The organism is Paenibacillus sp. GXUN7292, assembly GCF_050864975.1.
GTDB lineage: Bacteria > Bacillota > Bacilli > Paenibacillales > Paenibacillaceae > Pristimantibacillus.
This window is the reverse complement of the sequence record NZ_JBOZWO010000045.1, coordinates 14,114-35,533: the sequence shown is the minus strand read 5'-3', so window position 1 is coordinate 35,533 and position 21,420 is coordinate 14,114. Positions and strand designations below refer to the sequence as shown.

General features: G+C 46.8%; 20 protein-coding genes. All 20 read right to left on the bottom strand.

Translation table 11 applies throughout. The annotated features are described in order from the left end of the window. Positions 1 to 111: 111 nt before the first annotated feature. The 20 genes from ACRRU2_RS24755 to ACRRU2_RS24660 all read right to left on the bottom strand — a co-directional run bounded on the left by ACRRU2_RS24755 (position 112) and on the right by ACRRU2_RS24660 (position 21,407). Positions 112 to 1,071, bottom strand: a complete 960-nt coding sequence (locus ACRRU2_RS24755; RefSeq protein WP_432505792.1) for a peptidylprolyl isomerase — start codon at positions 1,069 to 1,071, stop codon at positions 112 to 114. Positions 1,072 to 1,088: 17 nt separating this feature from the next. Then, positions 1,089 to 1,991: an Hsp33 family molecular chaperone HslO gene (hslO, locus tag ACRRU2_RS24750; RefSeq protein ID WP_331701405.1), complete on the bottom strand. Its 903-nt coding sequence runs from the start codon at positions 1,989 to 1,991 to the stop codon at positions 1,089 to 1,091. Positions 1,992 to 1,993: 2 nt separating this feature from the next. Further along, entirely contained in the window at positions 1,994 to 2,764 is a 771-nt protein-coding gene (locus tag ACRRU2_RS24745) for a type III pantothenate kinase (RefSeq protein ID WP_331701406.1), read from the bottom strand. Next, positions 2,761 to 3,645: a carboxylating nicotinate-nucleotide diphosphorylase gene (gene nadC, locus ACRRU2_RS24740; protein ID WP_432505790.1), complete on the bottom strand. Its 885-nt coding sequence runs from the start codon at positions 3,643 to 3,645 to the stop codon at positions 2,761 to 2,763. Before nadC ends, ACRRU2_RS24745 begins: the two co-directional genes overlap by 4 nt. After that, a complete protein-coding gene (gene nadB, locus ACRRU2_RS24735; protein WP_432505788.1) occupies positions 3,638 to 5,251 on the bottom strand; it encodes an L-aspartate oxidase in 1,614 nt (537 codons plus the stop codon). The genes nadC and nadB overlap by 8 nt, the downstream gene beginning before the upstream one ends. Positions 5,252 to 5,284: 33 nt before the next feature. Then, entirely contained in the window at positions 5,285 to 6,223 is a 939-nt protein-coding gene (nadA, locus tag ACRRU2_RS24730) for a quinolinate synthase NadA (protein ID WP_331701409.1), read from the bottom strand. A gap of 316 nt (positions 6,224 to 6,539) precedes the next feature. Further along, on the bottom strand, positions 6,540 to 8,546 hold the full coding sequence (gene ftsH / locus ACRRU2_RS24725; RefSeq protein WP_331701410.1) for an ATP-dependent zinc metalloprotease FtsH: 2,007 nt from the start codon (positions 8,544 to 8,546) through the stop codon (positions 6,540 to 6,542). Positions 8,547 to 8,645: 99 nt separating this feature from the next. After that, complete coding sequence (gene hpt / locus ACRRU2_RS24720; protein ID WP_331701411.1) at positions 8,646 to 9,185, bottom strand: hypoxanthine phosphoribosyltransferase; 540 nt, start codon at positions 9,183 to 9,185, stop codon at positions 8,646 to 8,648. A 43-nt stretch (positions 9,186 to 9,228) separates the two neighbouring features. Then, positions 9,229 to 10,644: a tRNA lysidine(34) synthetase TilS gene (tilS, locus tag ACRRU2_RS24715; protein WP_432505785.1), complete on the bottom strand. Its 1,416-nt coding sequence runs from the start codon at positions 10,642 to 10,644 to the stop codon at positions 9,229 to 9,231. Positions 10,645 to 10,691: 47 nt separating this feature from the next. Then, positions 10,692 to 11,606, bottom strand: coding sequence for a serine/threonine protein kinase (locus ACRRU2_RS24710; protein WP_331701413.1), 915 nt, complete (start codon positions 11,604 to 11,606; stop codon positions 10,692 to 10,694). Beyond that, on the bottom strand, positions 11,590 to 12,315 hold the full coding sequence (locus ACRRU2_RS24705) for a vWA domain-containing protein (RefSeq protein WP_331701414.1): 726 nt from the start codon (positions 12,313 to 12,315) through the stop codon (positions 11,590 to 11,592). Before ACRRU2_RS24705 ends, ACRRU2_RS24710 begins: the two co-directional genes overlap by 17 nt. 303 nt (positions 12,316 to 12,618) lie before the next feature. Beyond that, positions 12,619 to 15,051 carry a stage II sporulation protein E gene (gene spoIIE, locus ACRRU2_RS24700; protein WP_432505808.1) on the bottom strand — a complete coding sequence of 811 codons (2,433 nt, stop codon included), beginning with the start codon at positions 15,049 to 15,051 and terminating at the stop codon, positions 12,619 to 12,621. A 452-nt stretch (positions 15,052 to 15,503) separates the two neighbouring features. Continuing rightward, positions 15,504 to 16,004, bottom strand: coding sequence for a S1 domain-containing RNA-binding protein (locus tag ACRRU2_RS24695; protein WP_331701415.1), 501 nt, complete (start codon positions 16,002 to 16,004; stop codon positions 15,504 to 15,506). A 99-nt stretch (positions 16,005 to 16,103) separates the two neighbouring features. Beyond that, a complete protein-coding gene (locus ACRRU2_RS24690; protein WP_331701417.1) occupies positions 16,104 to 16,415 on the bottom strand; it encodes an FtsB family cell division protein in 312 nt (103 codons plus the stop codon). 5 nt (positions 16,416 to 16,420) lie between these two features. Then, positions 16,421 to 17,041, bottom strand: a complete 621-nt coding sequence (gene yabQ / locus ACRRU2_RS24685; protein WP_331701418.1) for a spore cortex biosynthesis protein YabQ — start codon at positions 17,039 to 17,041, stop codon at positions 16,421 to 16,423. Further along, complete coding sequence (yabP, locus tag ACRRU2_RS24680) at positions 17,038 to 17,322, bottom strand: sporulation protein YabP (RefSeq protein ID WP_331701419.1); 285 nt, start codon at positions 17,320 to 17,322, stop codon at positions 17,038 to 17,040. The genes yabQ and yabP overlap by 4 nt, the downstream gene beginning before the upstream one ends. Before the next feature lie 160 nt (positions 17,323 to 17,482). Continuing rightward, complete coding sequence (locus ACRRU2_RS24675; protein ID WP_331701420.1) at positions 17,483 to 17,767, bottom strand: RNA-binding S4 domain-containing protein; 285 nt, start codon at positions 17,765 to 17,767, stop codon at positions 17,483 to 17,485. Positions 17,768 to 17,770: 3 nt separating this feature from the next. Beyond that, positions 17,771 to 18,043 (bottom strand): HU family DNA-binding protein, encoded by a 273-nt coding sequence (locus ACRRU2_RS24670; protein ID WP_331701457.1) that lies wholly within the window; start codon positions 18,041 to 18,043, stop codon positions 17,771 to 17,773. 185 nt (positions 18,044 to 18,228) lie between these two features. Continuing rightward, the gene (mazG, locus tag ACRRU2_RS24665; protein ID WP_432505781.1) at positions 18,229 to 19,710 is read right to left on the bottom strand and encodes a nucleoside triphosphate pyrophosphohydrolase; all 1,482 of its coding nucleotides are present in this window, start codon (positions 19,708 to 19,710) and stop codon (positions 18,229 to 18,231) included. A 41-nt stretch (positions 19,711 to 19,751) separates the two neighbouring features. Continuing rightward, a complete protein-coding gene (locus ACRRU2_RS24660; RefSeq protein ID WP_432505779.1) occupies positions 19,752 to 21,407 on the bottom strand; it encodes an oligosaccharide flippase family protein in 1,656 nt (551 codons plus the stop codon). Positions 21,408 to 21,420 lie beyond the last annotated feature (13 nt).

The following is a 21,420-nucleotide window of genomic DNA, read 5'->3' as shown; positions in this document are numbered from 1 at the left end:
TATTCCCACTTGAATAGTCGGTTTTGGTTAATACCATATTATCAATGTCACAGTTCTGTTGTCAATAGCTTATTGCGCTTAAACTTCCCAATTTTTCCAATGCTTTAAGCTTTATTTAACAACCAGAGCATCGTATTTTTGCAAAAGCTCATCTTCTATTTTATTTTGCGGCTTAGATCGCTGCAGCGCAAGCTGTCTGCGTGCCTCCGCCTGCTGCTTGGACCTTGGCATTTCATCTGTAACGGTACGCCCCAGCAGCTGTACAATAACATAACCGTCATCTGTTTCCAATGGACCTACTATTTCGGAAGGATTAAGCTTGCTAGCCTCTTGCAGCATCTTTTTATTATAAAATGGGTCCGTTGCATCGATCAGCCCCAGATCCCCGCCATATTCAGCTGTAAAATGATCGTTGGAATATTGCACAGCGAGCTCGGCAAATGATTCTCCACTCTCCAGCATGCTCATCAGATCATTTGATTTCTCCAATGTCTCAGTTACTATCCAGCGCAAATGCAGCTGCTGAGTAGGCTGAAACAGCTCCGGATGGTCATCAATATATTTAGCAACCTCGGCGCTGCTTACATCTACCATAGCTATCGTAATTTTCTCGAGAAGAAGCCTATATTTGGCATCGTTGAACAGATGCTGCCTGGACATGCCAAGCTGCTCCTTCATGACAGAATAAAATTGCTGCTCATCATCATATCCTGCCATCCATCTCGCAATTTCTTCCTCAACTTCTGCTGCAGTAACCTCAATTCCGAGCGAGACAGCTTCCATATCCAGCGCTTTACGAACCATAAGCGTCCGCAAGGCAGCATCCCCGTACTGTTCATATAAATCATCAATTAGTTGCTCATATAAAATATTCTCGCCGCCAACGGACGCGATAATCTTCTGCTTCTCTTCTCCAGTATCTTCTATCTTGTCCTGAGGTACAGGTTCTATTTGCTCTCCTGAATCGGTCGGCTGAACAGGCCACAGCTTGACAATTACAAATCCTGTGAGTGCGATCATACAAATAGCTTGTACGATCACTACAACTTTCAGCAACTCGAATTTCTTCATTACACCTGCGCCTCCGGTTATTGTATCGGCTTCGGTTTGGCCTGATCGAGCAAATTCTCAAGCTGATTTCGATCTAATTTGTAAGCCGTATTGCAGAACTGGCAAACGACCTCCGCTTTTCCGTCCTCTTCAATAATTTGCTGCATTTCGCTTTCGCCTAGGCTGATTAATGTTTGCTCCACTCTTTCTAAGGAGCACAAGCACTTAAAGGTAATATCCATCGTGTCATGAATAACCAGATCATCACCCACAATCCAGCGCAGCAAGCTTTCCGGCGTCTCTCCCTGATCTAGTAAAGCCGTTACTGGAGGCAGTGTGCCGATTGCATTTTCGAGACGGGTTATTTCCTCATCGGTCAAGCCGGGAAGCAGCTGCACGATAAAGCCTCCTGAATGGATGACAGAGTTGTCTGTATCAACTAATACACCGAGCCCTACAGCTGACGGCGTTTGCTCAGACACTGCAAAATAATAAGTAAAATCCTCGCCCAGCTCGCCTGAAATAATCGGAATACTTCCTTTGTATGGCTCCTTCATGCCCAAATCTTTAATGACATGTATATGTCCCGTGCGGCCTACAGCTCCAGCGACATCAAGCTTCCCTTTGTCATTACTGGCCAGCTGCACATGAGGATGCGATACATATCCGCGCACTTCGCCATCAGCGTTGGCATCGACCACGATTTGACCGATAGGACCGTCGCCCTTAACTTGAATAGTCAGCTTCTCTTGTCCTTTAAGCATAGCGCCCATAATGGCGCCTGCCGTCAAAGTGCGTCCGAACGCTGCGGTAGCTGTAGGATAAGTATCATGCTGCTGACGCAAAAGCTCAACCAGCTTCGTCGTACGTGCCGCAAACACGCGGATTTTGCCATCCCATGCCGTGCCGCGCACAAGAATATCATTCAACTGCTCTGTCATTCCTATCCCTCCCGGTTGCGTTCATATATGATACGAAGACCTTCCAATGTCAAAAGAGGGTCTACTAGCGAAATTGTTTCTGATTCTCCGGCAATAAGCTCAGCCATGCCGCCTGTAGCAACAACGCGCGGAGTTACTTTAAATTCTGCTTTTATGCGATTAACTATACCATCAACCTGCCCGGCATAGCCATATATAATACCTGCTTGCATCGATGTGACTGGATTGCGGCCTATTACGCTCTTCGGCTTGACAAGCTCGATACGGGGAAGCTTAGCAGCGCGCTGGTATAGCGCCTCAGTAGATATGCCGATGCCCGGAACAATAGCTCCGCCCAAATAATCTCCACTTGCATCGATGAAATCGAATGTTGTTGCTGTTCCGAAATCTATAACGATAAGAGGCGCCCCATATTTCACAATACCTGCTACCGAAGTTACAATACGGTCTGCTCCGACCTCGCGCGGGTTTTCATATCGGATGTTTAGACCCGTCTTTACGCCTGGACCGACAATCATCGGCGGCATGCCCAAATATTTGTGGCATAGGCGCTCAAGAGTCGGCATTAATGGCGGCACAACTGAGGAAATAATAACACCCTCCAGCTGTTTCAAATCAACGCCGGCATACTGAAATAAATTATGAATGGTCATGCCGTATTCATCTACAGTTGCTGAACGATTCGTGCTGAGCCGCCAGTGCTGCAATAATTCTTTACCATTGTATATTCCTACAACGATATTCGTATTGCCTACATCAAGAACCAGAATCATCTAGCGGCTCCACCCTTCTTCTCGTTTAGATCCAAGCTAATATCAAGCGATTGGAAAGAATACGTTAAATTTCCTACCGATATAACATCGACGCCGCTTTGTGCAATAGCATAAATCGTCGACAGCGTTACGCCGCCCGATGCTTCTACGATAATATGAGGCGCCTTTTGTTTAATATAAGCAACTGCTTCCTTCATATTCTCAGGGCTCATATTGTCCAGCATAATAATGTCAGCGCCGCATGCTGCCGCTTCTTCTACTTGCTCCATGGACTCCGCTTCCACTTCAATCTTCATCGTATGCGGAATTTGCCGGCGGGCAGCTTGAACAGCAGCTGTAATGCCGCCTGCTCCTTTAATATGATTATCCTTAATCATAACCGCATCATACAGTCCAAAGCGATGGTTAGCGCCGCCGCCTACTCGGACAGCATATTTCTCCAAGCTGCGATGGCCCGGCGTCGTTTTTCTAGTATCCACCAGCCTTACAGGGAGGCCTTGCAGCTCATTCACATAAGCTCTTGTTTTGGTTGCAATGCCGGACAGTCTCTGCATAAGGTTCAAGGCAAGCCGCTCGCCTGTCAGCAGGCTGTGTGTGCTGCCTTCCACTTCTGCGATAATAGTCCCCTTGGCAACCTCCATACCATCCTGAACGAACGGTTGGAATTTCAAGCTGTCATCAACCATTTCAAAAACGAGCTGGGCGATTGAAACGCCTGCTATAATGCCGGCTTCCTTGGCATGGATGACAGCCTTGGATTGCGAGCCTGCCGGGATTGTTGATTGCGTCGTAATATCTCCGCTGCCAACATCTTCCGCCAGCCAGCTGCGAATTTGATTGCGAAGCTCTGTATTATAACCATTAGTCAGTGTATTAAACATATTCAATTCGCTCCTCGGTCATCCCATGCTCGCGATGCAGCACCGAATGTTTTCTCCAGCGCACATCATCCCGATTCGGAAAATCCTCTCGATAATGGGCGCCTCTGCTTTCCTCTCTGTGCAATGCCGATTGGGCAGTTAGCAGCGCGCAGGTCAACAGATTAGCAAACTCATATTCCTCACGTTCCGATAACAAGGAATAAAAAATAGGCAGCTGACGCTTCAGCTCTTCGATTCCTTTTTCCAGCCCTTGCTTGCTGCGCATTAATCCAACATATCTGACCATCACCTTCTGCAGCTTTAGTCTACGCTCTACCACCGGTTGCATGGACGGACTTGTTCGATTTAAGGAAATCGTGCTGCGCGGCGCTGAAGTGAGAGCAGGAAGCTCATTTATGCGCTTTACAATTCTTCTGCCAAACACAATCGCTTCTGATAACGAATTGCTGGCAAGCCGGTTGGCGCCATGAACACCGGTCGATGATACTTCCCCGCAAGCAAATAGTCGCTTAATATTAGTTTCGCCATTAAGATCGGTTTTCACCCCGCCCATCATATAATGCATGGCAGGTGCTACAGGTATCCAATCCGACGTTAAATCCAAGCCGTACTTTAAGCAATACTCATAAATAGTTGGAAAACGGTGCTTGATCATCGCTTCCGATTCATGTGTAATATCCAAATAAACAAATGTCGATTTGGTAAGCTCCATTTCGGTTACGATCGCCCTCGCCACAATATCACGCGGCGCAAGCTCCAATAGCTCATGGTAGCGTTCCATAAACCGCTCGCCTTTTATATTGCGCAGAATAGCGCCTTCCCCGCGAACAGCTTCTGAAATAAGAAAGCGAGGAGCTCCAGGATAGCAAAGCGCCGTCGGATGAAATTGAATAAACTCTGCATCCTGTATATACGCGCCAGCTCTATAAGCCATGGCAACGCCATCGCCAGTAGCCACCTCTGGATTTGTTGTGTAACGATATAATTGTCCTGCCCCGCCGGAGCATAATATGGTCGCTTTGCCGCGCACAAACAGCCTGCAGCCATCTTCCTTTTGCACAATCGCCCCGCAGCACTCATTATCTTCAGTTACAAGATCGATCACAAAATGATCATCCCATACTTCAATGTTTGAGTTGGCCATTGCCGTCTGCGAAAGCGCACGCACAATCTCGAAGCCGGTTGCATCCCCGTTAGCGTGTAAAATCCGGCGCTGGCTATGCGCGCCTTCCTTCGTCAAAGCAAATTCGCCATTTTCCAAATCAAACTGGGTTCCCATATTGACAAGGCTGCGAACACCTTTCGGTCCTTCATGCACCAATACATCAACGGCTTCTTCAGAACATAGTCCTGCGCCTGCAATGAGCGTATCCTGCAAATGGTACTCCGGGGAATCCTCAGCCGAAATAACAGCGGCAATTCCGCCTTGGGCATAGCGTGTGTTGCTGTCCATTAATGATTTTTTAGTAATCATGAGTACGGAATGCTGCTCGCTCGCTCTTATAGCGGTAAAAAGACCGGCAATGCCGGCCCCTATTACAATTACATCCTTATCCACAACTGGCAGCTTTTCCAGTTCGGTGTCTGTTAAATATCTAGGAATCATATTTATTCCTCCAGGTACGAATGGGAATGGCTGCTATTTGACTAGCAGCATGCGCTCCAAGGATTGTCTTGCTTGGTCCGCAATGTGAGGCGGCACATAAATTTGAGGCTGCATTGTCTCTAAGCATTTTACAAGCTTTTTGAGATTATTGACCTTCATATTCGGACATACCAAATATTTTGAAGCAAAGTGGAATGTCTTGTCAGGGCTGTCAAGGCGCAGCTGATAGCCTGTTCCATCCTCCGTACCTACAATAAACTCCTTAGCATCCGATTCCTTGCAATATTTCAGAATAGCTGTTGTGCTGCCCACAAAATCACCGAGTGCTACAACTTCCGGACGGCATTCTGGATGCACGACGAACTGTGCATTTGGATATTTCACTTTCATCTCTTCTACATCTTTAACGGTAAGCATATCGTGAGTGTTGCAATAGCCTTCCCAAATAATCATTTTTTTGTCCGTATTTTGCTGGACATAATGACCAAGGTTTTTATCAGGCACCCAAATGATTTCATCGCTTTCAACAGAGTTCACTACTTTAACTGCATTGGCAGATGTGCAGCAAATGTCTGTTTCGGCCTTAATTTCTGCAGATGAATTAATATACGTGACGACCTTGGCATTTGGATGCTGAGCCTTAAGCTTACGCAGGCCATCGACGTTAACCATATCCGCCATAGGGCAGCCCGCTCGCTCGTCTGGAATAATAACCGTCTTATTAGGAGCAAGAATCTTGGCGCTCTCCCCCATGAAATGCACACCACAAAATACGATAACATCCGCATCCGTTTCTGCAGCTTTTTGAGCTAGCAAAAAGGAATCACCACGAAAATCAGCTACTGCTTGAATTTCATCACGTTGGTAATAGTGAGCAAGAATAATGGCATTCCGCTCTTTTTTCAGCTGAAGCAAACGCTCCGTTAATTCACGATTTTGTTCTGCTTTTCGCTCCATTGCCAATGCTTCCACAATAGACCCTCTCCTCTGTATGAAGGACGAGACTTTATCCCGTTCCGTTATTCAAGCAGCGACCTTGTGAAAAGTTGCACAAAGTCACCAAGCCGCTGACCTGTAATCATTTACTCATGTGAAGTTTTCAAAATAATTGGATTAAAACTTAATGTACACTTGCCTGCGTAGTCTGTCAATGGATGTGAGGTCATTTTTTCGACACAATTAATATTTCTTTTCCACAGTGCCTAAGAGAGGGACCGAATTCGCTTTCGATTCCCAAATATTACATAAAAAAGAAGACCCCCGTATATCGGAGGCCTTCTTAATCCTATTATTGTTTGTCAGGATCATCAGAAGGATCACGTTGTCCATCTTGACTCGGAGGCGCTGGCTGATCTTCCCCATCACGAGGCTGGATACGAACCTTAACATCTCCAATCTCATCGATAATCGGTTCAGCAGTTGATACTGCCGGACTTTCACTGGAAGCACCTTCAGTTGCCTCGCTAGTAAGTGTACCGTTCTCGATAAGTGATTTAATTTGATCCATCTCAAGTGTTTCTTCAGAAAGCAATGTATTTGCAATGAGATGCATTTCTTTGCTTTTCTCTTGAAGAAGCTTTCTCGCACGATCATAACATTCGTTAATAATCGTTTGCATTTCTTGGTCAATTTCGTATGCAATTTGATCGGAATAATTCTGCTCATGGCCGATATCGCGTCCAAGGAATACTTGGCCTTGTGAGCTTCCGAATTGCATAGGGCCAAGCTTGTCGCTCATACCATATTCCATAATCATGCTGCGAACGATGCCTGTAGCTTGCTTGAAGTCGCTGTATGCTCCTGTGCCAATTTCGCCGATAAATATTTCCTCAGCTACCCGGCCAGCCAGCAAACCAGTAACCTTATCAAGCAGCTCCTGCTTCGTTACAAGCATGCGATCTTCCTTCGGTAGCATGATTACGTATCCGCCTGCGCGTCCACGCGGGATAATAGTAACTTTATGAACCATATCCGCATGCTCCAAGAAAAACCCTGCAATCGTATGACCCGCCTCATGATACGCAACGATACGCTTCTCGCGGTCGCTGATGACACGGCTCTTCTTTTCTGTACCTACAATAATGCGGTCAATCGCATCGTCAACCTCAACCATTGCGATATCCTTCTTGTTGCGTCTTGCAGCTAGAAGCGCTGCTTCATTCAGCAGATTTTCGAGGTCTGCGCCGCTAAAGCCTGTTGTACGCTTAGCAATTACATCGAGCTTCACGTCACCATCAAGCGGTTTGTTGCGGGCATGTACCTTCAATACCGCTTCGCGGCCCTTCACGTCAGGACGGTCAACCGTAATTTGACGGTCAAAGCGGCCTGGACGCAGCAATGCCGGGTCCAAAATGTCCGGACGGTTTGTTGCCGCTACGATAATAATACCTTCGTTCGCGCCGAAACCATCCATCTCGACAAGCAATTGGTTAAGCGTCTGCTCGCGCTCATCATGGCCGCCGCCAAGACCTGCGCCGCGCTGACGGCCTACAGCATCAATCTCATCGATAAATATAATACATGGCGCATTCTTCTTGGCATTCTCGAACAAGTCGCGAACACGAGAAGCACCGACACCAACAAACATTTCAACAAAGTCAGAACCGGAGATGCTGAAGAACGGCACCCCTGCCTCGCCTGCAACTGCGCGCGCCAGCAATGTTTTACCTGTACCAGGAGGACCTACAAGCAGTACCCCTTTAGGTATGCGAGCGCCAACTAAATTGAATTTGCGCGGGTCTTTAAGGAAGTCAACTACTTCTACAAGCTCTTGCTTCTCTTCATCCGCTCCTGCTACATCCTCAAATGTAACACGTTTCTTCTCTTCGTTGTACAAGCGCGCACGGCTCTTGCCAAAGTTCATCACCTTGCCGCCGCCGCCCTGTGCTTGATTCATCAGGAAGAAGAATAAAACAAAAATCAAAATAAACGGAATGATAGAGGTTAGGAACGTTAGCCAGAAGCTTGGGCGGTCCATTTCCTTATAGTTGACCTGGAACTGGTACTGATCTTCCCATTCCATAATTTTCTCGCCAGCTTCAACCCCAACTCTAGACGTAAACTTCTCGCTGTCCACCCCTGATGGCTTCTGTTTATATTTACCCTCAACATAATAAGTCTGATTCTCAAATTTCACCGTTAGTTCTGCGACATTGCCTGATTCAACAGCATTTTTCAGCTCATCATATCGCAACGGAGCAGAAGAATCACCCTGTCCGCTTAGAACTTGAAATATTCCTACGGTAACCAAAAAGATGATCAAATAAAAACCAGTATTTCGGATGATCCGATTCATCCCCTACCTCCTCTCAGACGCCTTTAAATATTCTACCATAGCATGACTTTCCATAACAATAGAGGCTGTTTCGGATGAACATGTACGGTAATGCATCGATTATTTTTCGTAAACTTCCGGCTTCAATATACCGATGTATGGAAGGTTACGGTATTTCTCTGCAAAGTCTAAGCCGTAGCCGACTACAAACTCATCTGGCAAAGTAAAGCCTTTGTAATCAGGCTCCAGATCCACCGTACGGCGGGCAGGCTTGTCAAACAGAGCGGCTACAGTTACCGATCTGGCATTGCGTCGCTCTAGCACATCAATTAAATAGCTAAGCGTTAGGCCGCTGTCAATGATATCTTCGACAATAATGACATCTCGTCCTTCTACAGACACATCCAAATCCTTAATAATTTTTACTACGCCGGATGATTTTGTAGATTGACCGTAGCTTGATACCGCCATAAAATCAATTTCAAGCGGCACAGAAATAGATTTAACAAGATCAGACATAAAAATAAAGGCACCTTTGAGAACACAAATAACGAGCGGATTACGCCCGTTGAAATCCTTGCTTAGCTGCTGCCCCATCTCTCGGACCTTAGCTTGAATTTGTTCCTCGCTGTACAGTACAGCTTTAATATCCTTTTGCAACGTTTAAATCCCCCTACACTTGCTTAAAGTTAAATAATTCTGCCTACTCCTGCTTAGCTCGCATGATGATGATTTCCCTCGTATCCGGATTTGTCAAAGCAATATTCGATCGCCGTATACCAGGTATCCACAGCAAGCGCCCTCCGCTATCACAAAGAAGCGGATAAGTCATTCGCTTAAGCGGTGCAATTTTTGCATCAACGAACATATCTTGCACTTTTTTTGATCCCTTTAATCCTAAAACCTGCATTCTGTCTCCCGGCCTGCGATTGCGCAGCTCCAGCGGAAATATTAGCTGCTCTGCATCGAAGCACGCCTCGTACCGGGAACTCGGCATAACCGCCAAATGGGCTGAAATTACCTCCAGTTCCATTGTCCAGCCTCCTGGAAGAGAATAAACACTCCCAGCTGCCTCGGAAATCGTAATGGAATAGGAACGCTCTTCTTGCTCCACTAGAGATTGGGGGCTATAAAGCCAGCGAAGATAATCGTACTCTCGTCTAACTTGAATATGTAGTCCCGCATCCAAACGATTTGTGCTTGGTCCATCAGATGCAGCAAGCATTCTCATTGAATCGATGCGTTCAAACGAAAAGCTGTCTGACTCTTTTGAAAGATAACTTAATATTAGTTTAATCAATCTCCTTTGTAAAGCGACATGAAGCTTGGCGAGTTCATCAACGCGTATAATGCACTGATCCTGCTTCACTTCGACCAGCTGCTCGAATGCTTTTTGCGTCTGCTGCTGCATCCAATCATCCTCCTCACCGGCAACCTCGGCAATACGCTGCAAGGAGGAGGACAGCTGCGGATTGTACTGCATCAAATAAGGAAGCACATCCAGCCTTACTTGATTGCGAAAATAATGCTTTTGCAAATTACTGCTATCTATGTAATAGGGTACCTGGTGCTGCTGGCAATAATCAATGATGTCCGTTTTATTCATACGCAGCAATGGACGAATCAATGACACTGTTTTATCATTTCTTTTGCTTGGAATGCCAGCAAGTCCCGTAAGCCCCGCTCCTCTTATCAATCGCATCATTACAGTCTCAGCTTGATCATCGGCATGATGAGCAAGCGCGATGCTGTTTGCGCAGTAGCGATCTGCTATTATATGCAAAAATTCGTATCTTTTCTCGCGTGCTGCTGCCTGGGAGTTTAAATTGTTTTCTTCTATATAAGAGGGCATTGATAATTGTACAGCTTCAAAAGGCAGCTTCAGCTGTTCAGCATATTGTGCTACGGCAGCTTGCTCGATAGCCGATTCTTCTGGACGATAGCCATGGTTAACATGAGCGACAACAAGCTGCAGCTGCTGCTGCTCGGCTACCGAATACAGCATATGAAGCAGCGCCATTGAATCTGGACCGCCTGAAACAGCTGCAACAATAGTATGACCAGCCTGCCACATTTGCTTCTCTGCCGCAAATTGCAGCATTTCATGTTGTAGGTTCAATTATCTCGCCCCTGTCATCCTGCTTAAATTTAGTGGGATATTTAAATTTAACTGCTAAGCCACCAAATAAATGAAATGGCCAGCATCACACCGGATATAGCTGCCAGCCCCTTCAGCCAGCCAGGCACGGCAGCAGAGCGTTTCGTCTCCTTCTGTCGAAGCAGCCCTCTCCACAAAGCGGCTGCCGCCTCTGTATTGGCAAAGCTCCCTGCAAACGCCTGGCTCAGCCAAGCAGAAACCGGCTTTAGAGTTTGGCTTTCGTTGACAAGCTGCATAAGATCGGCTGCCGAACGGTTTTGCGGAAGCAGCTGCTTGGATAGCTGCATCAGCTTCCTGGGCTCTATCAGCTGGATGCACAGCACGCCAAACGAAAATAAATCATAGGCGCTGTCAGCCGACCTTGAGCCTGCATTCCAATACCCGCGATCATAAATTTCAGTGAATTGACGTATGCTCTTGCCCATTTCAGTAGCACCGCCAAAATCAACAAGCTCTACATGGCCATAATCCGACACCATTATATTTTCAGCCTTCAAATCGCCAAATATCCAGCCTGCTGCATGAAGCTTACTTAATTTGTTAAGCAAGTTGAGCGCTACTAAAGGGAACCACTCTACGCCTTGCTGCAGCAAATAATCAGCTGCCGTTACACCGCGCACATAGCGCATAATGTAAAATGGATACTCTTTGCCGTCAGGGGCAAACAGGTCATCCACGTCAACCAGCTGAGTCCCGAGTCCTGATTGCTTATCGGCCAGCGACTTGAGCACATTGATCTCTGACTGCAGATCGATAGAATCAAAGCCCAGCTTCAGAGCAAACCAATCGCGATCGCGCTGAACTAAATAAACTTTACCATTAGCGCCCTCGCCAAGCAATCTGTCGACACGATACCTCGCTTGTTTCCATTTGCCGATTATTGTAGTGCCGCGGCGCAGCTCCAAATTAAACGACGTAGTCACCCATCATCCCATCCGTTTCATGTCCGCTTTTACGCCTTGCGTCATTTTGCTCATAAAACTGAATGACCTGTATAATGGCAGGTCCAGTCGGCGTTGTTCCACTGAGCGGCAATTTAGGAAATATTGAACGCACACCATTCAAATGCTCGGTGAAATCCATATCCATCACACAATCGGCACCATATTTGGAGCTTGGGAAATGAAACACAGCAATTTCGCTTTTTCCCTGGCGCGCCTGCAGGCTGAGCATAAGATCATGTATAGCTTCCTCTACAGCTGCCAGCTTTGGCTTCATACTAGCGCTTGCATCTATTAGAAGGGCTACCTGCAGCTTGGAGGTTTCGCCAAGCTCGTCGATAACGCGCACAACCTCACTGCGCTTTTCTGGAGGCAGCGCTTCGATGGAGCTGTTCCCCAGCACCTGCTGCAGTTCCTTCTGTACGGCCTGCTGAATGGTCTGGACTACCGTCTTTCGGGTCATCATCTGCACGGTTTGCGCTAATTGGCGGGTATGAACAAGTCTGCTAAGCCCTCCTCCCGCTCTAGCAATCTCTTCAATCTCGGCTGCTCCAAGCTCGCCGATATCCCCATCATCGAGCACGCCTACTACATTTACCGATATCCCTTCGGCATTGGCATGAGCAGCAGCGACTATTGGACTAATGCCTACATTTGAACATCCGTCTGTAATTAATAATATTTGCCTCATAATACTGCCTTCCTCCTCCTAGCCCTATAGCTTCCAGCAGCTATAGCATATTGAAAAGCTTTCTATCAGCTTTTCCTTTTGTAAGAGGAGTTAAACAGCTAGATTCGTTATTTATGTATGATATTGCACTTATTTAGTAAATCCTATCATATGTTCTATGAAAAATCTTTATATATAAATAATATCCTTTCTTCGGGAATGAAAAAAACACTCTCTTGAACAGCTTTGGTCCCTCCCACAACCAATTTCATTCAAAAGAGTGCTTTATATGAGTCAAAACTTATATTAATAAATGGTATATTTTTAACTGACTGTCCTAGGTCTTTCTACTCTGGCCATGCCAGGCCAGCGCAGCGATGTCCATTCCGGCAAATGCTTATCGATTCGAGTCACTAATACCGTCATATCATCCAAAATATCTCCTTCATGATGGCGCACGACCGTTTCCAGCAGCATATCTGCCATTTCCTGCGGATCATCCGTCTTCATTTCACTAATAATCCGTTTCATCCACATTTCTTTATTGACAGCATGGCCTGGTGCATCATATATGCCATCACTCATCATGACCAGCGTGTCGCCGGGAAGAAGCTGCATGGAAACAAAATCCACATCGATTTCCTGTAAAATGCCAATAGGCAGATTGCCGGCGGCAACCGGAATAACTTCTGTCCCCCTTTTTATAAAGCTCGGTGTCGAGCCGATTTTCATAAAAGTAGTTTGAGCTGTGTATAAGTCCATAATGGCCAAATCAACCGTAGCAAACACTTCATCAGAAGAGCGCAGCAATAAAACGGAATTTACAGATTTCACTGCGAGCTTCTCGTCCATGCCTGACTGCAATAGCTGCTGCAAAATAGACAGCGCTGCGCTGCTTTCTTGGCGGGCGCGCTCACCGTTGCCCATACCATCGCTAATGGCTACAGCAAATTTGCCATTGCTGAGCTCCACTAGGCTAAAGCTGTCGCCTGACAGCAAATCTCCTCCTTTGGCGGCGCCTGCTACGCCTGTCTCCACTTCATACTGCTTGGCTGAACCGAAGGTTACCAAGTGCGGATCGCCACTCTTCTCGGGGAGCTGCTCGTGCTTTACAGCAATATGCTCTCCCATAATGTCGCTAAGCAGCGGCGCGATAATTTTTCTGCATTCATCAAACCCCTTCCCAAAAGTATGGTAAACCTCAATATCTACATTTCCCTCCTCAAGATTGACAATATTAATGCCTTGAATGGACAAGCCTAATCCTTCCACCGCCTCTCTAATTTGTTCCTCTTGCAAATGAAGCGTCTGTCCCTCCCTTTTAATTTCTTTTGATAAATCCTCCATAATGAGCGAAACACCTAGCAGCTGATCCGTTACTAATTGACGAGAATCATATAATTGCTTTTTCCAGCGCATATGATGCTGATAAAGCTCGTACTGATGGCGCATAACCGTAGCCACTTGCCCTGCCTTTAGACAATGGCTTGTCCAGCTGCGCGGCATATCTCCTCCCGTAGACAATTTGCCTACTTGAACGGCTTCAATCATTTCTGTAACCATTTTGTGCGTATGAAAATATTTTTTGTTCCAGCACGCCTGCTGGCGATGGCAGCTAGCACAGCTTTGCGCAGCAACTGCATTCATAAAATGCTCCAATTCATCCTCCTTTGTCGGCTTAGTTGCTTCGCTGCCGCTAAACTGGCCGAAGCTGCGCGATAATTGACGAAACACTTCTGAAAACTGAGAGACTCGATTGGCAGTAACATCCCGTACACGCTTGGCATATTCATGCTGGGATTTCACATGCTCATTCGTTCCCGGGACATAACGGGAGATGGTTCGAATAATGCTTCTTGGGGTAAGCAATAACAAAACTGCAGCTGCAACAGATTCCCACGTTGAGTTCATCACATCCGCTTGTGAACCGATATAAACGGTTAAAATAGAAGTGCCGAGCAGCATTCCGAATGCCGTGGCCATTTTGCCGCCTTCACGCAGCAAGCCAGCCAGCAGGCCTGCGAATGCAAGCATGCTCATCTGCACAACAGCCCCAAAATTTGCAAGGCTTAATATTAATCCTGCAACCACACCGACTGAAGCACCGAGCGGAGCACCGCCCGCCATTGCGAACAATAGAAGCATATAACGGGACATCACATGCTCTGCTGACATGCCATACAGCGTCCAGCCAACCGCCCCTGTCATTACTGAAGCCAGCAAAATCATGACGCATATAATTTCCTCATGCCGCAGCGTAGCTGTTTTCTTGCTCATGGTCAGCACCGGTAAAGCATGAATAAATACTAAAGTAAGCACAAACGCTAACGCCGCTTCAACAAGCACCATGGTAAAGGCATACCAGCTAAGTGATTCATGAATTAATGCGCTGAACAGCTGCACAAGCAGCGTCGCTGCAAAAACAAGGATAGGCGCAGTAGACAGCTCCGCCTTCTCGTAAGCCTCCAGTCCACGCAGCATAAGAAAAAGCACGATAATTTCCATCGCAATCCATAACGGCGAAGGCTCTACTGCCAAAAAGCTGCCTGCTACCAATGCTACTGCAATCCAGCCATAAATATCCTTGCGCAAAAAATAGATAACGGCAAAGTAGGCGATTGCAAAAGGCATTAACGAATCCAGTATAACGGCCCTGCCCAGCAATAAAGCTATACCAATAAGCAGAAACGTCCATTTTCTGGACCAGATAGCGTTAGAGCTGCGTGTAATGGCAAGGCGGGCTGCTTTGCTTTGCATCCGTATCCAGTCTCTGCCCTTTAGATTCGGAAAAACTAAAACATTTCCTTTCTTCACTTCCAGACACCACCATTTCCGAATAGATTGTGTCCTTCATTATAGAGGCCTGTCCTTATAAAGTTTGTCAAACAAACAGAGCAGCAGCAAAAAAATTTCCGACAAATGCCACCGGCTCAAAACAGCTTGTCGTAACCTACAAAAAGCCAGTGTTAGCAAGGGATTAATCCTTGCCAGAGCAAGTCTTTGCCGGGCTTCATTCAACAAAATTAGTGTGTAGCGCTTACAATAGTATAGTGAAAACACGTAGGAAGCTGTCGTTAATGGCAGAGGTTTAGTGGAATTTTTTTGGAATATTTTTTATTGTCGGCAAATACGACAATCAAAAATACAGATAAAATAAAAAAAAGCAGGAACCGGTTAAGGTCCTGCTGTTAGTATCCTTGTAATAATGCTTACATGCGTTTAGCTCCGCGCCCGCCGCGCTTGCCTTCTGTGTTCTTCTTAAGCGAAGAAATTCTTTCTTCACTGTCTTTTAAAAAGCGAGACATTTTATCCTCGAATGACGGTTTGCCGAATGACGGTCTGCCAGACGACTGCTTGTTGAAGGGACGTCCACCACGATCCTGGCCTCCGCGGTTAAATCTTTCTCCACCGCCAGCTCCAGCTCCAACACCGCCAGTTCGCTCTCGCGCTGGTGACGGCTGCTGTCCTTCAGGCCGGTCAACGGCTTGCTTAATGGATAATCCGATCTTTCCGTCCTTATCAACGTTGATCACCTTAACTTTAACAACGTCATCAATCTTGAGGTGATCCTTAACGTCTTTAACGTAGTTATCGGCAATCTCCGAAATGTGAACTAGACCTGTGACACCTCCCGACAAGTCGACAAATGCCCCAAAATGCGTAATACCAGTCACTTTTCCTTCTAACTTGGCGCCCACTTCAATTGCCATAAAATAAAATGTTCCTCTCCAAAAAATTTTTTACTTCTATCGTGATTATAACCGAATCTCTGAAACAGAGCAACAGACGTTCACCCTAACCTGCCAGTATTAATCACTAAAAATTTGCTGTTCGCCTTCTTTTACCATTCCTTGCTCTTTCGTTGCCAATTGTGCTATATATTCCGGATCATTTAATCGCTCGACATGTTTTTGCAATGCTTCACTTTCAGCAATTGCCGCTTCCACTTGCTTCTGCAAGGCCAAAAGCTTATTACTGGTCTCTACCTGCTGCTGGTATTGGCCGAATAACGTATAGCCCGCCCAACCCATAAATAGGACGATAAACATGAACCATATTTTAAAACGGCGTTTTGTAGCTTTGTTCACGGATACTTTCTTTTCTGCTACTGCGGGTACCATTAACGTTATTTCCTCCTCAACCAGTTATTCAGCCGGGATTTCCAAGATAGAACCAGACTGACAAGCTTGCTTGATGCGCAGGCTTGTTTCCATGTTTGCCACTTCGGTACGATTGCGCGCACGATTGGTCGCCAAATAGGCTTTAGCAGCCACGCAAGCAATTTACCAAAGGGTCGCAACAATTGTAACACAAGTTTAAACAGGAAAATAGTGATTGCAGACCCAATTCCTATTACGAATTTTAATACATTATACAAAAATAGGGTAGGTTTTACAATAATTAACTCAAGCGTTCGAATACCGATCCGAATAAGCGTTCGAACCGCACGAATAAGCCAACGAACAACTGCAACAACAACACGATTAAACAGCCAATAATAAATGAGCACGCCTAAAGCTAGTCCAAGAAATACGTACGCCCGCACCTCGCCGTTGTTGCTAGCGTACAGCATTCGAAAGACAACAAGCGCCGCTGCAATCCAATACATGATGTCTAGAAACGGCAGCCACCAGCGCGGGAACTTAAGCTCATTGGACACTACGCGATAGCCGTCAAATACAGCTCCCATTCCAAGGCCCGCGGTCAGCATTGCGGCTATGGTAAGCCACTGGATCGTAAGCGTCACTTAAATATTTTACCCAGCAGCCCTTTGGACTTGCTTGCTCCTGCAGAGTCTTTATAGGCGAGTGAATGAACATAGCCTTCGATAATAACAATGCCCTGCTCAAGGCTCAAATGCTTCATATGCAAGTTTTGCCCTTGTATGGACAGGTAACCCAAATTTGTCTCCAACAAAAATTGCTCGCTGTCAAAGCTCTCCACATTCATTACGCCTGTAAGCTCAAGCACCTTGCGATTGATCATTTTCACTTCCTGCTGCTTTAGCCCTTTATTGGATTCCGCCATAGACTCGTCCCCCGCTTAATTCATATTACTTCATCCTATGGACAGGAGGGCGATCTTAGAACTAAAAACAGAAACAATTGCAGGATTAGGCCATGTGTGCCGCTCGTCTTATTAAAATTATTAAAAAAAAATCTGCCCGCTGTGTGGACAGATTGTTAGCTTAGTTATTCCAGTCGAACTCCGGCTCACGTTGCCTCTGTTCTTCCTTGATAACTGTATAAAGTTCTCCTGCTTCATCCTTACGAGTCGTTTCGGCCAAACGCTCAATACGTACCGTTACCATCTTCTGTCCGTACTGAATCTCAAGCTCATCGCCTACCTTAACCGTAGAGCTTGGTTTAGCCTCTTTGCCATTGATCCAAATACGGCCCTGCTCAGAAACTTCCTTCGCAACAGTACGTCGTTTGATCAGCCTGGAGACTTTAAGGAATTTGTCGAGACGCATAAATTACTTGATCGCTTCTTTCAGCTTGTTGCCAGCCTTGAATGCAGGAACCTTGGACTCAGGAATTTCGATTTCTTTGCCTGTTTGCGGGTTGCGGCCGATACGACCAGCGCGAGTGCGAGTTTCAAAAGTACCGAAGCCGATTAGCTGTACTTTATCTCCGCCAGCAAGTGCATCTGTTACTTCACCTAGAAAACCGTTAAGTACTGCTTCAACATCACGTTTTGTCAAACCGCTTTTCTCAGCAATATTGTTAATCAAATCTGTTTTGTTCATCATTCATATCCTCCTATATTTGCGTACAATGATTGATGGCTGGCTTGAGAGCCTAGCCAAGCTATGAGTTTTTTATTCTTTCTGAAGAATACATATTCTGCTCGCAACTTTAAATTCCTGCTAGTCTACTAATTTTTTTTGTTGATTGTGTAGGATTAAAGCGAATTATGACATTTCATAGTCAATTATCTTGATTTTGCCTCCTCCCACAAGCGATCCATCTCTAGTAAATCAGTTTGGTCAAAAGTTTTTCCTTTTATACCAAGCTGCTCTTCTATATATTGAAATCTATCAATAAATTTGCGGTTTGTGCGAGTGAGCGCCTCCTCTGGATCGGCCTTGATGAAGCGCGAAGCGTTTACTACGGCAAATAACAGGTCGCCAAGCTCACCGGCCTGCTCCTCAGGGTCCTTGCTGGCAATAGCTTCCCGAAGCTCTGACAGCTCTTCCTCTATTTTGGCCAGAACAGAATCAATTTCACTCCAGTCAAAGCCAACCTTTGCCGCTTTTTTCTGCAGCTTGTATGCCTTCATCAAAGCAGGCAGATCCGGCGGAATTCCATCCAGCTGAGATTGCCGCTTTGTCCCTTTGCGCTTATGCTCCTCTTTTTTCATTTCCTCCCAGTTGCCAAGCGCTTCTTCGGCATTGCCTGCTTGCTGCTCACCAAAAACATGCGGATGACGGAATACAAGCTTTTCGCTCAAAGCCTCGACAACGTCATAGATGGTAAAGGTGCCCTGCTCCTCTTCCATCTGGCTATGAAGCATAAGCTGCAGCAGAACATCGCCAAACTCTTCAACCATGCTGTCCGGATCATCATTATCCAACGCTTCAAGCGCTTCGTACAGCTCTTCAATAAAGTTTTTGCGAATAGATTGATGGGTTTGCTCCTGGTCCCAAGGACAGCCGTCTGGGCTGCGCAATATAGCAACAATCTCATGCAGCCGTTCAAGCGTGCGGTTGCGCAAATCAGGATTGTCTGAACGGGGAACATATACAAGCGACAGATTGCCGTATCCGTCAAGCCGGTCAATTTCAAAAAGCGGTGCTCGTACAATTTGTTCATCTCCAGCTACGCCAAGCGCGTGGCAAACATAGACCTCAAAATCATCGGGATAGCGTTCCATTAAGGCTAGCTTAACATCGGATGCTGTGTATGCATCGTAGACCTGTCCGATAATCGTATGCAGCTGCGGCTGCAGCAGTGCGATTGGAAGCTCTGAGGCGTCCAGCAAAGCAAAGCCTTCGATAGGATCTATGCCAAGTCTGACAAATGCTTGGTCAAGGAAGCTTTCGCCGCCCATAATGTTAAGTTCAATCGATTGATTGTGGCATCGCTCGCGCAGCAGCTGCACCGTTCGCTCTGCCACCATAGGGTGGCCAGGCACAGCATAGACTATATTTGCCGCAGCATTATTATTGCTCGCTGCAGCTATTAGCTGGCCGGCTATCGCTTCATACACATCAGGAAAAGATTCATGCTGCTCGTAGATATCGTCAAAAGAACGATAAGCTACCCCTTCAGCATCGAGCAAGCTCATAACGGGATGATCCTTGGTTCTTATGTATAGCTCAGTAGCTGATTGCAGCTTCCTCCAAATACCGAGCGTTAACTGATCAGGATGGCCTGACCCAAGACCAACTACTGTAATTTGTGCTGTAGACATATCTATGCCTCCTTCGGCATCAGTTCTTTTTATTGTAGCGATTAACGCTTTGATTGCCAACGCTTTATCCTGCTCAGCAGCTTGCCGCTAATGCCGAGAAGCTTCCATTCAGCTTGTCCAATAAAAGACGTTTTTAATATCGCCGCCAAAAATATAATACCGCCAGCAGCCACGCCTGTAATCGACACTATGGCCGCTAACAGCCGCGCAGACACTACCGAGCCTATCATGGTGCTTATAAGCCATTGCATGCCTGTTACTGCTCCCCCCATTATTACAAGCCCCATAACCGCAGCTGCAGCCGAGGAAGTGAAAAAAGGACGGCGCTTATTATTGGTTTTGTTTCCGCCATAAGTTGCCCTGTTAAGCTTCATGTAGGCCATAACCAATCCGATAGCCGCAGCTGCCGATAGAGCGGCCAGTCCGGCAAATGCAGCCCCTACAATGCCAAAGCGTGATGTAAAAATAAGATTGAGCGCACCCTTCGTGCAAGCTGCTGTAAGCAGCAGCAGTGCAGGCGCCTGAATCGCTCCCAGCACCTGCAATAAGGGTGAGACCGCGGCTAATATGCAGCTCGCAAACGCAGTGCATCCTATAATCGCAAATACGTCTGTACCGCTGCTGTTGGCATAAAGCATTATATTGATTGGTTTTGCAAGCAGCAGCAAGCCTACTGCAGCTGCCGCCCCAATCAGCGAAGAGATGCGAATAATTATATGCACGCTGTGGTGAAGCGTTTTTTTATCAGCCAGCAATACGAGCCGCGGCACCAAAGCGCCGGCAGCTGCACCAGCTATCATAACAACGAGCTGCACCAAAGGCAGCGCCCGGCTGTAAATGCCGAATTGCGCCATAGCTGCATCTTCCGCAGCTCCGCCGGCCTGCAGCATTCTGGGAATAGTAAAAGCATCGACTACACCCATTGCCGGGACAACCGCCGCACCAAGCACTGCGGGCAGAGCAACAGCGAACAGCTTTTTTGCTGCCAAGGCTGCATCTCGCAGTCCAAATATGGAGCTGAGCTCGGGAGTTTTCGTGTGCTTTGTGCGAGCAAAGACTGCCAGAAGCAGCAATGCCGCAACCGCACCGGCTGCAGAACCATTCATGACAGCCGCTGTCAACGATGCTGCCTCCCAGCTTGCGGACAAGCTCCAAAATAAGACCGTAACCATAACCGCAACGCGTATCAGTTGTTCTATCACCTGCGAAGCTGCCGATAAGGCCATTCGATCCATAGCCTGTATATATCCCCGCAAAGCAGCTACAAGAGGTACAACAGCGAGCGCCGCTGACAAGCTGCGCAGCGAGCTTGCTGCAGCGCGATCCCCCATCCAGTATGCAATAGGATCAGCTAGCAGCCATAAGCAAAGCGCTGCAGCGGCTCCCATTACGCCTAGCGTTACAAGCGCAGTATACAGAGTTCCTCTAATCTGATTGCTGGCAGCGCCTTCTTGAAGCTGCTGCGCAATTACAATGGATATAGCAGCCGGCAAGCCTGCAGTCGCCAGCACAGTCAACAGCTGATATAAAGGGTAAACCGCATTATAGATGCCGAAAACACGATCCCCTGCCAAGTTTTGCAAAGGTATCTTTTGCAGCACGCCGATTAATTTCGTAAGCAGGGCAGCGCCCGCCAGCACAGCAGCCCCGCGCAGACCGATAGCTTGCAAATGCCCATCCTTATGCCGCCCAGCCATCTCCTCACCTCAG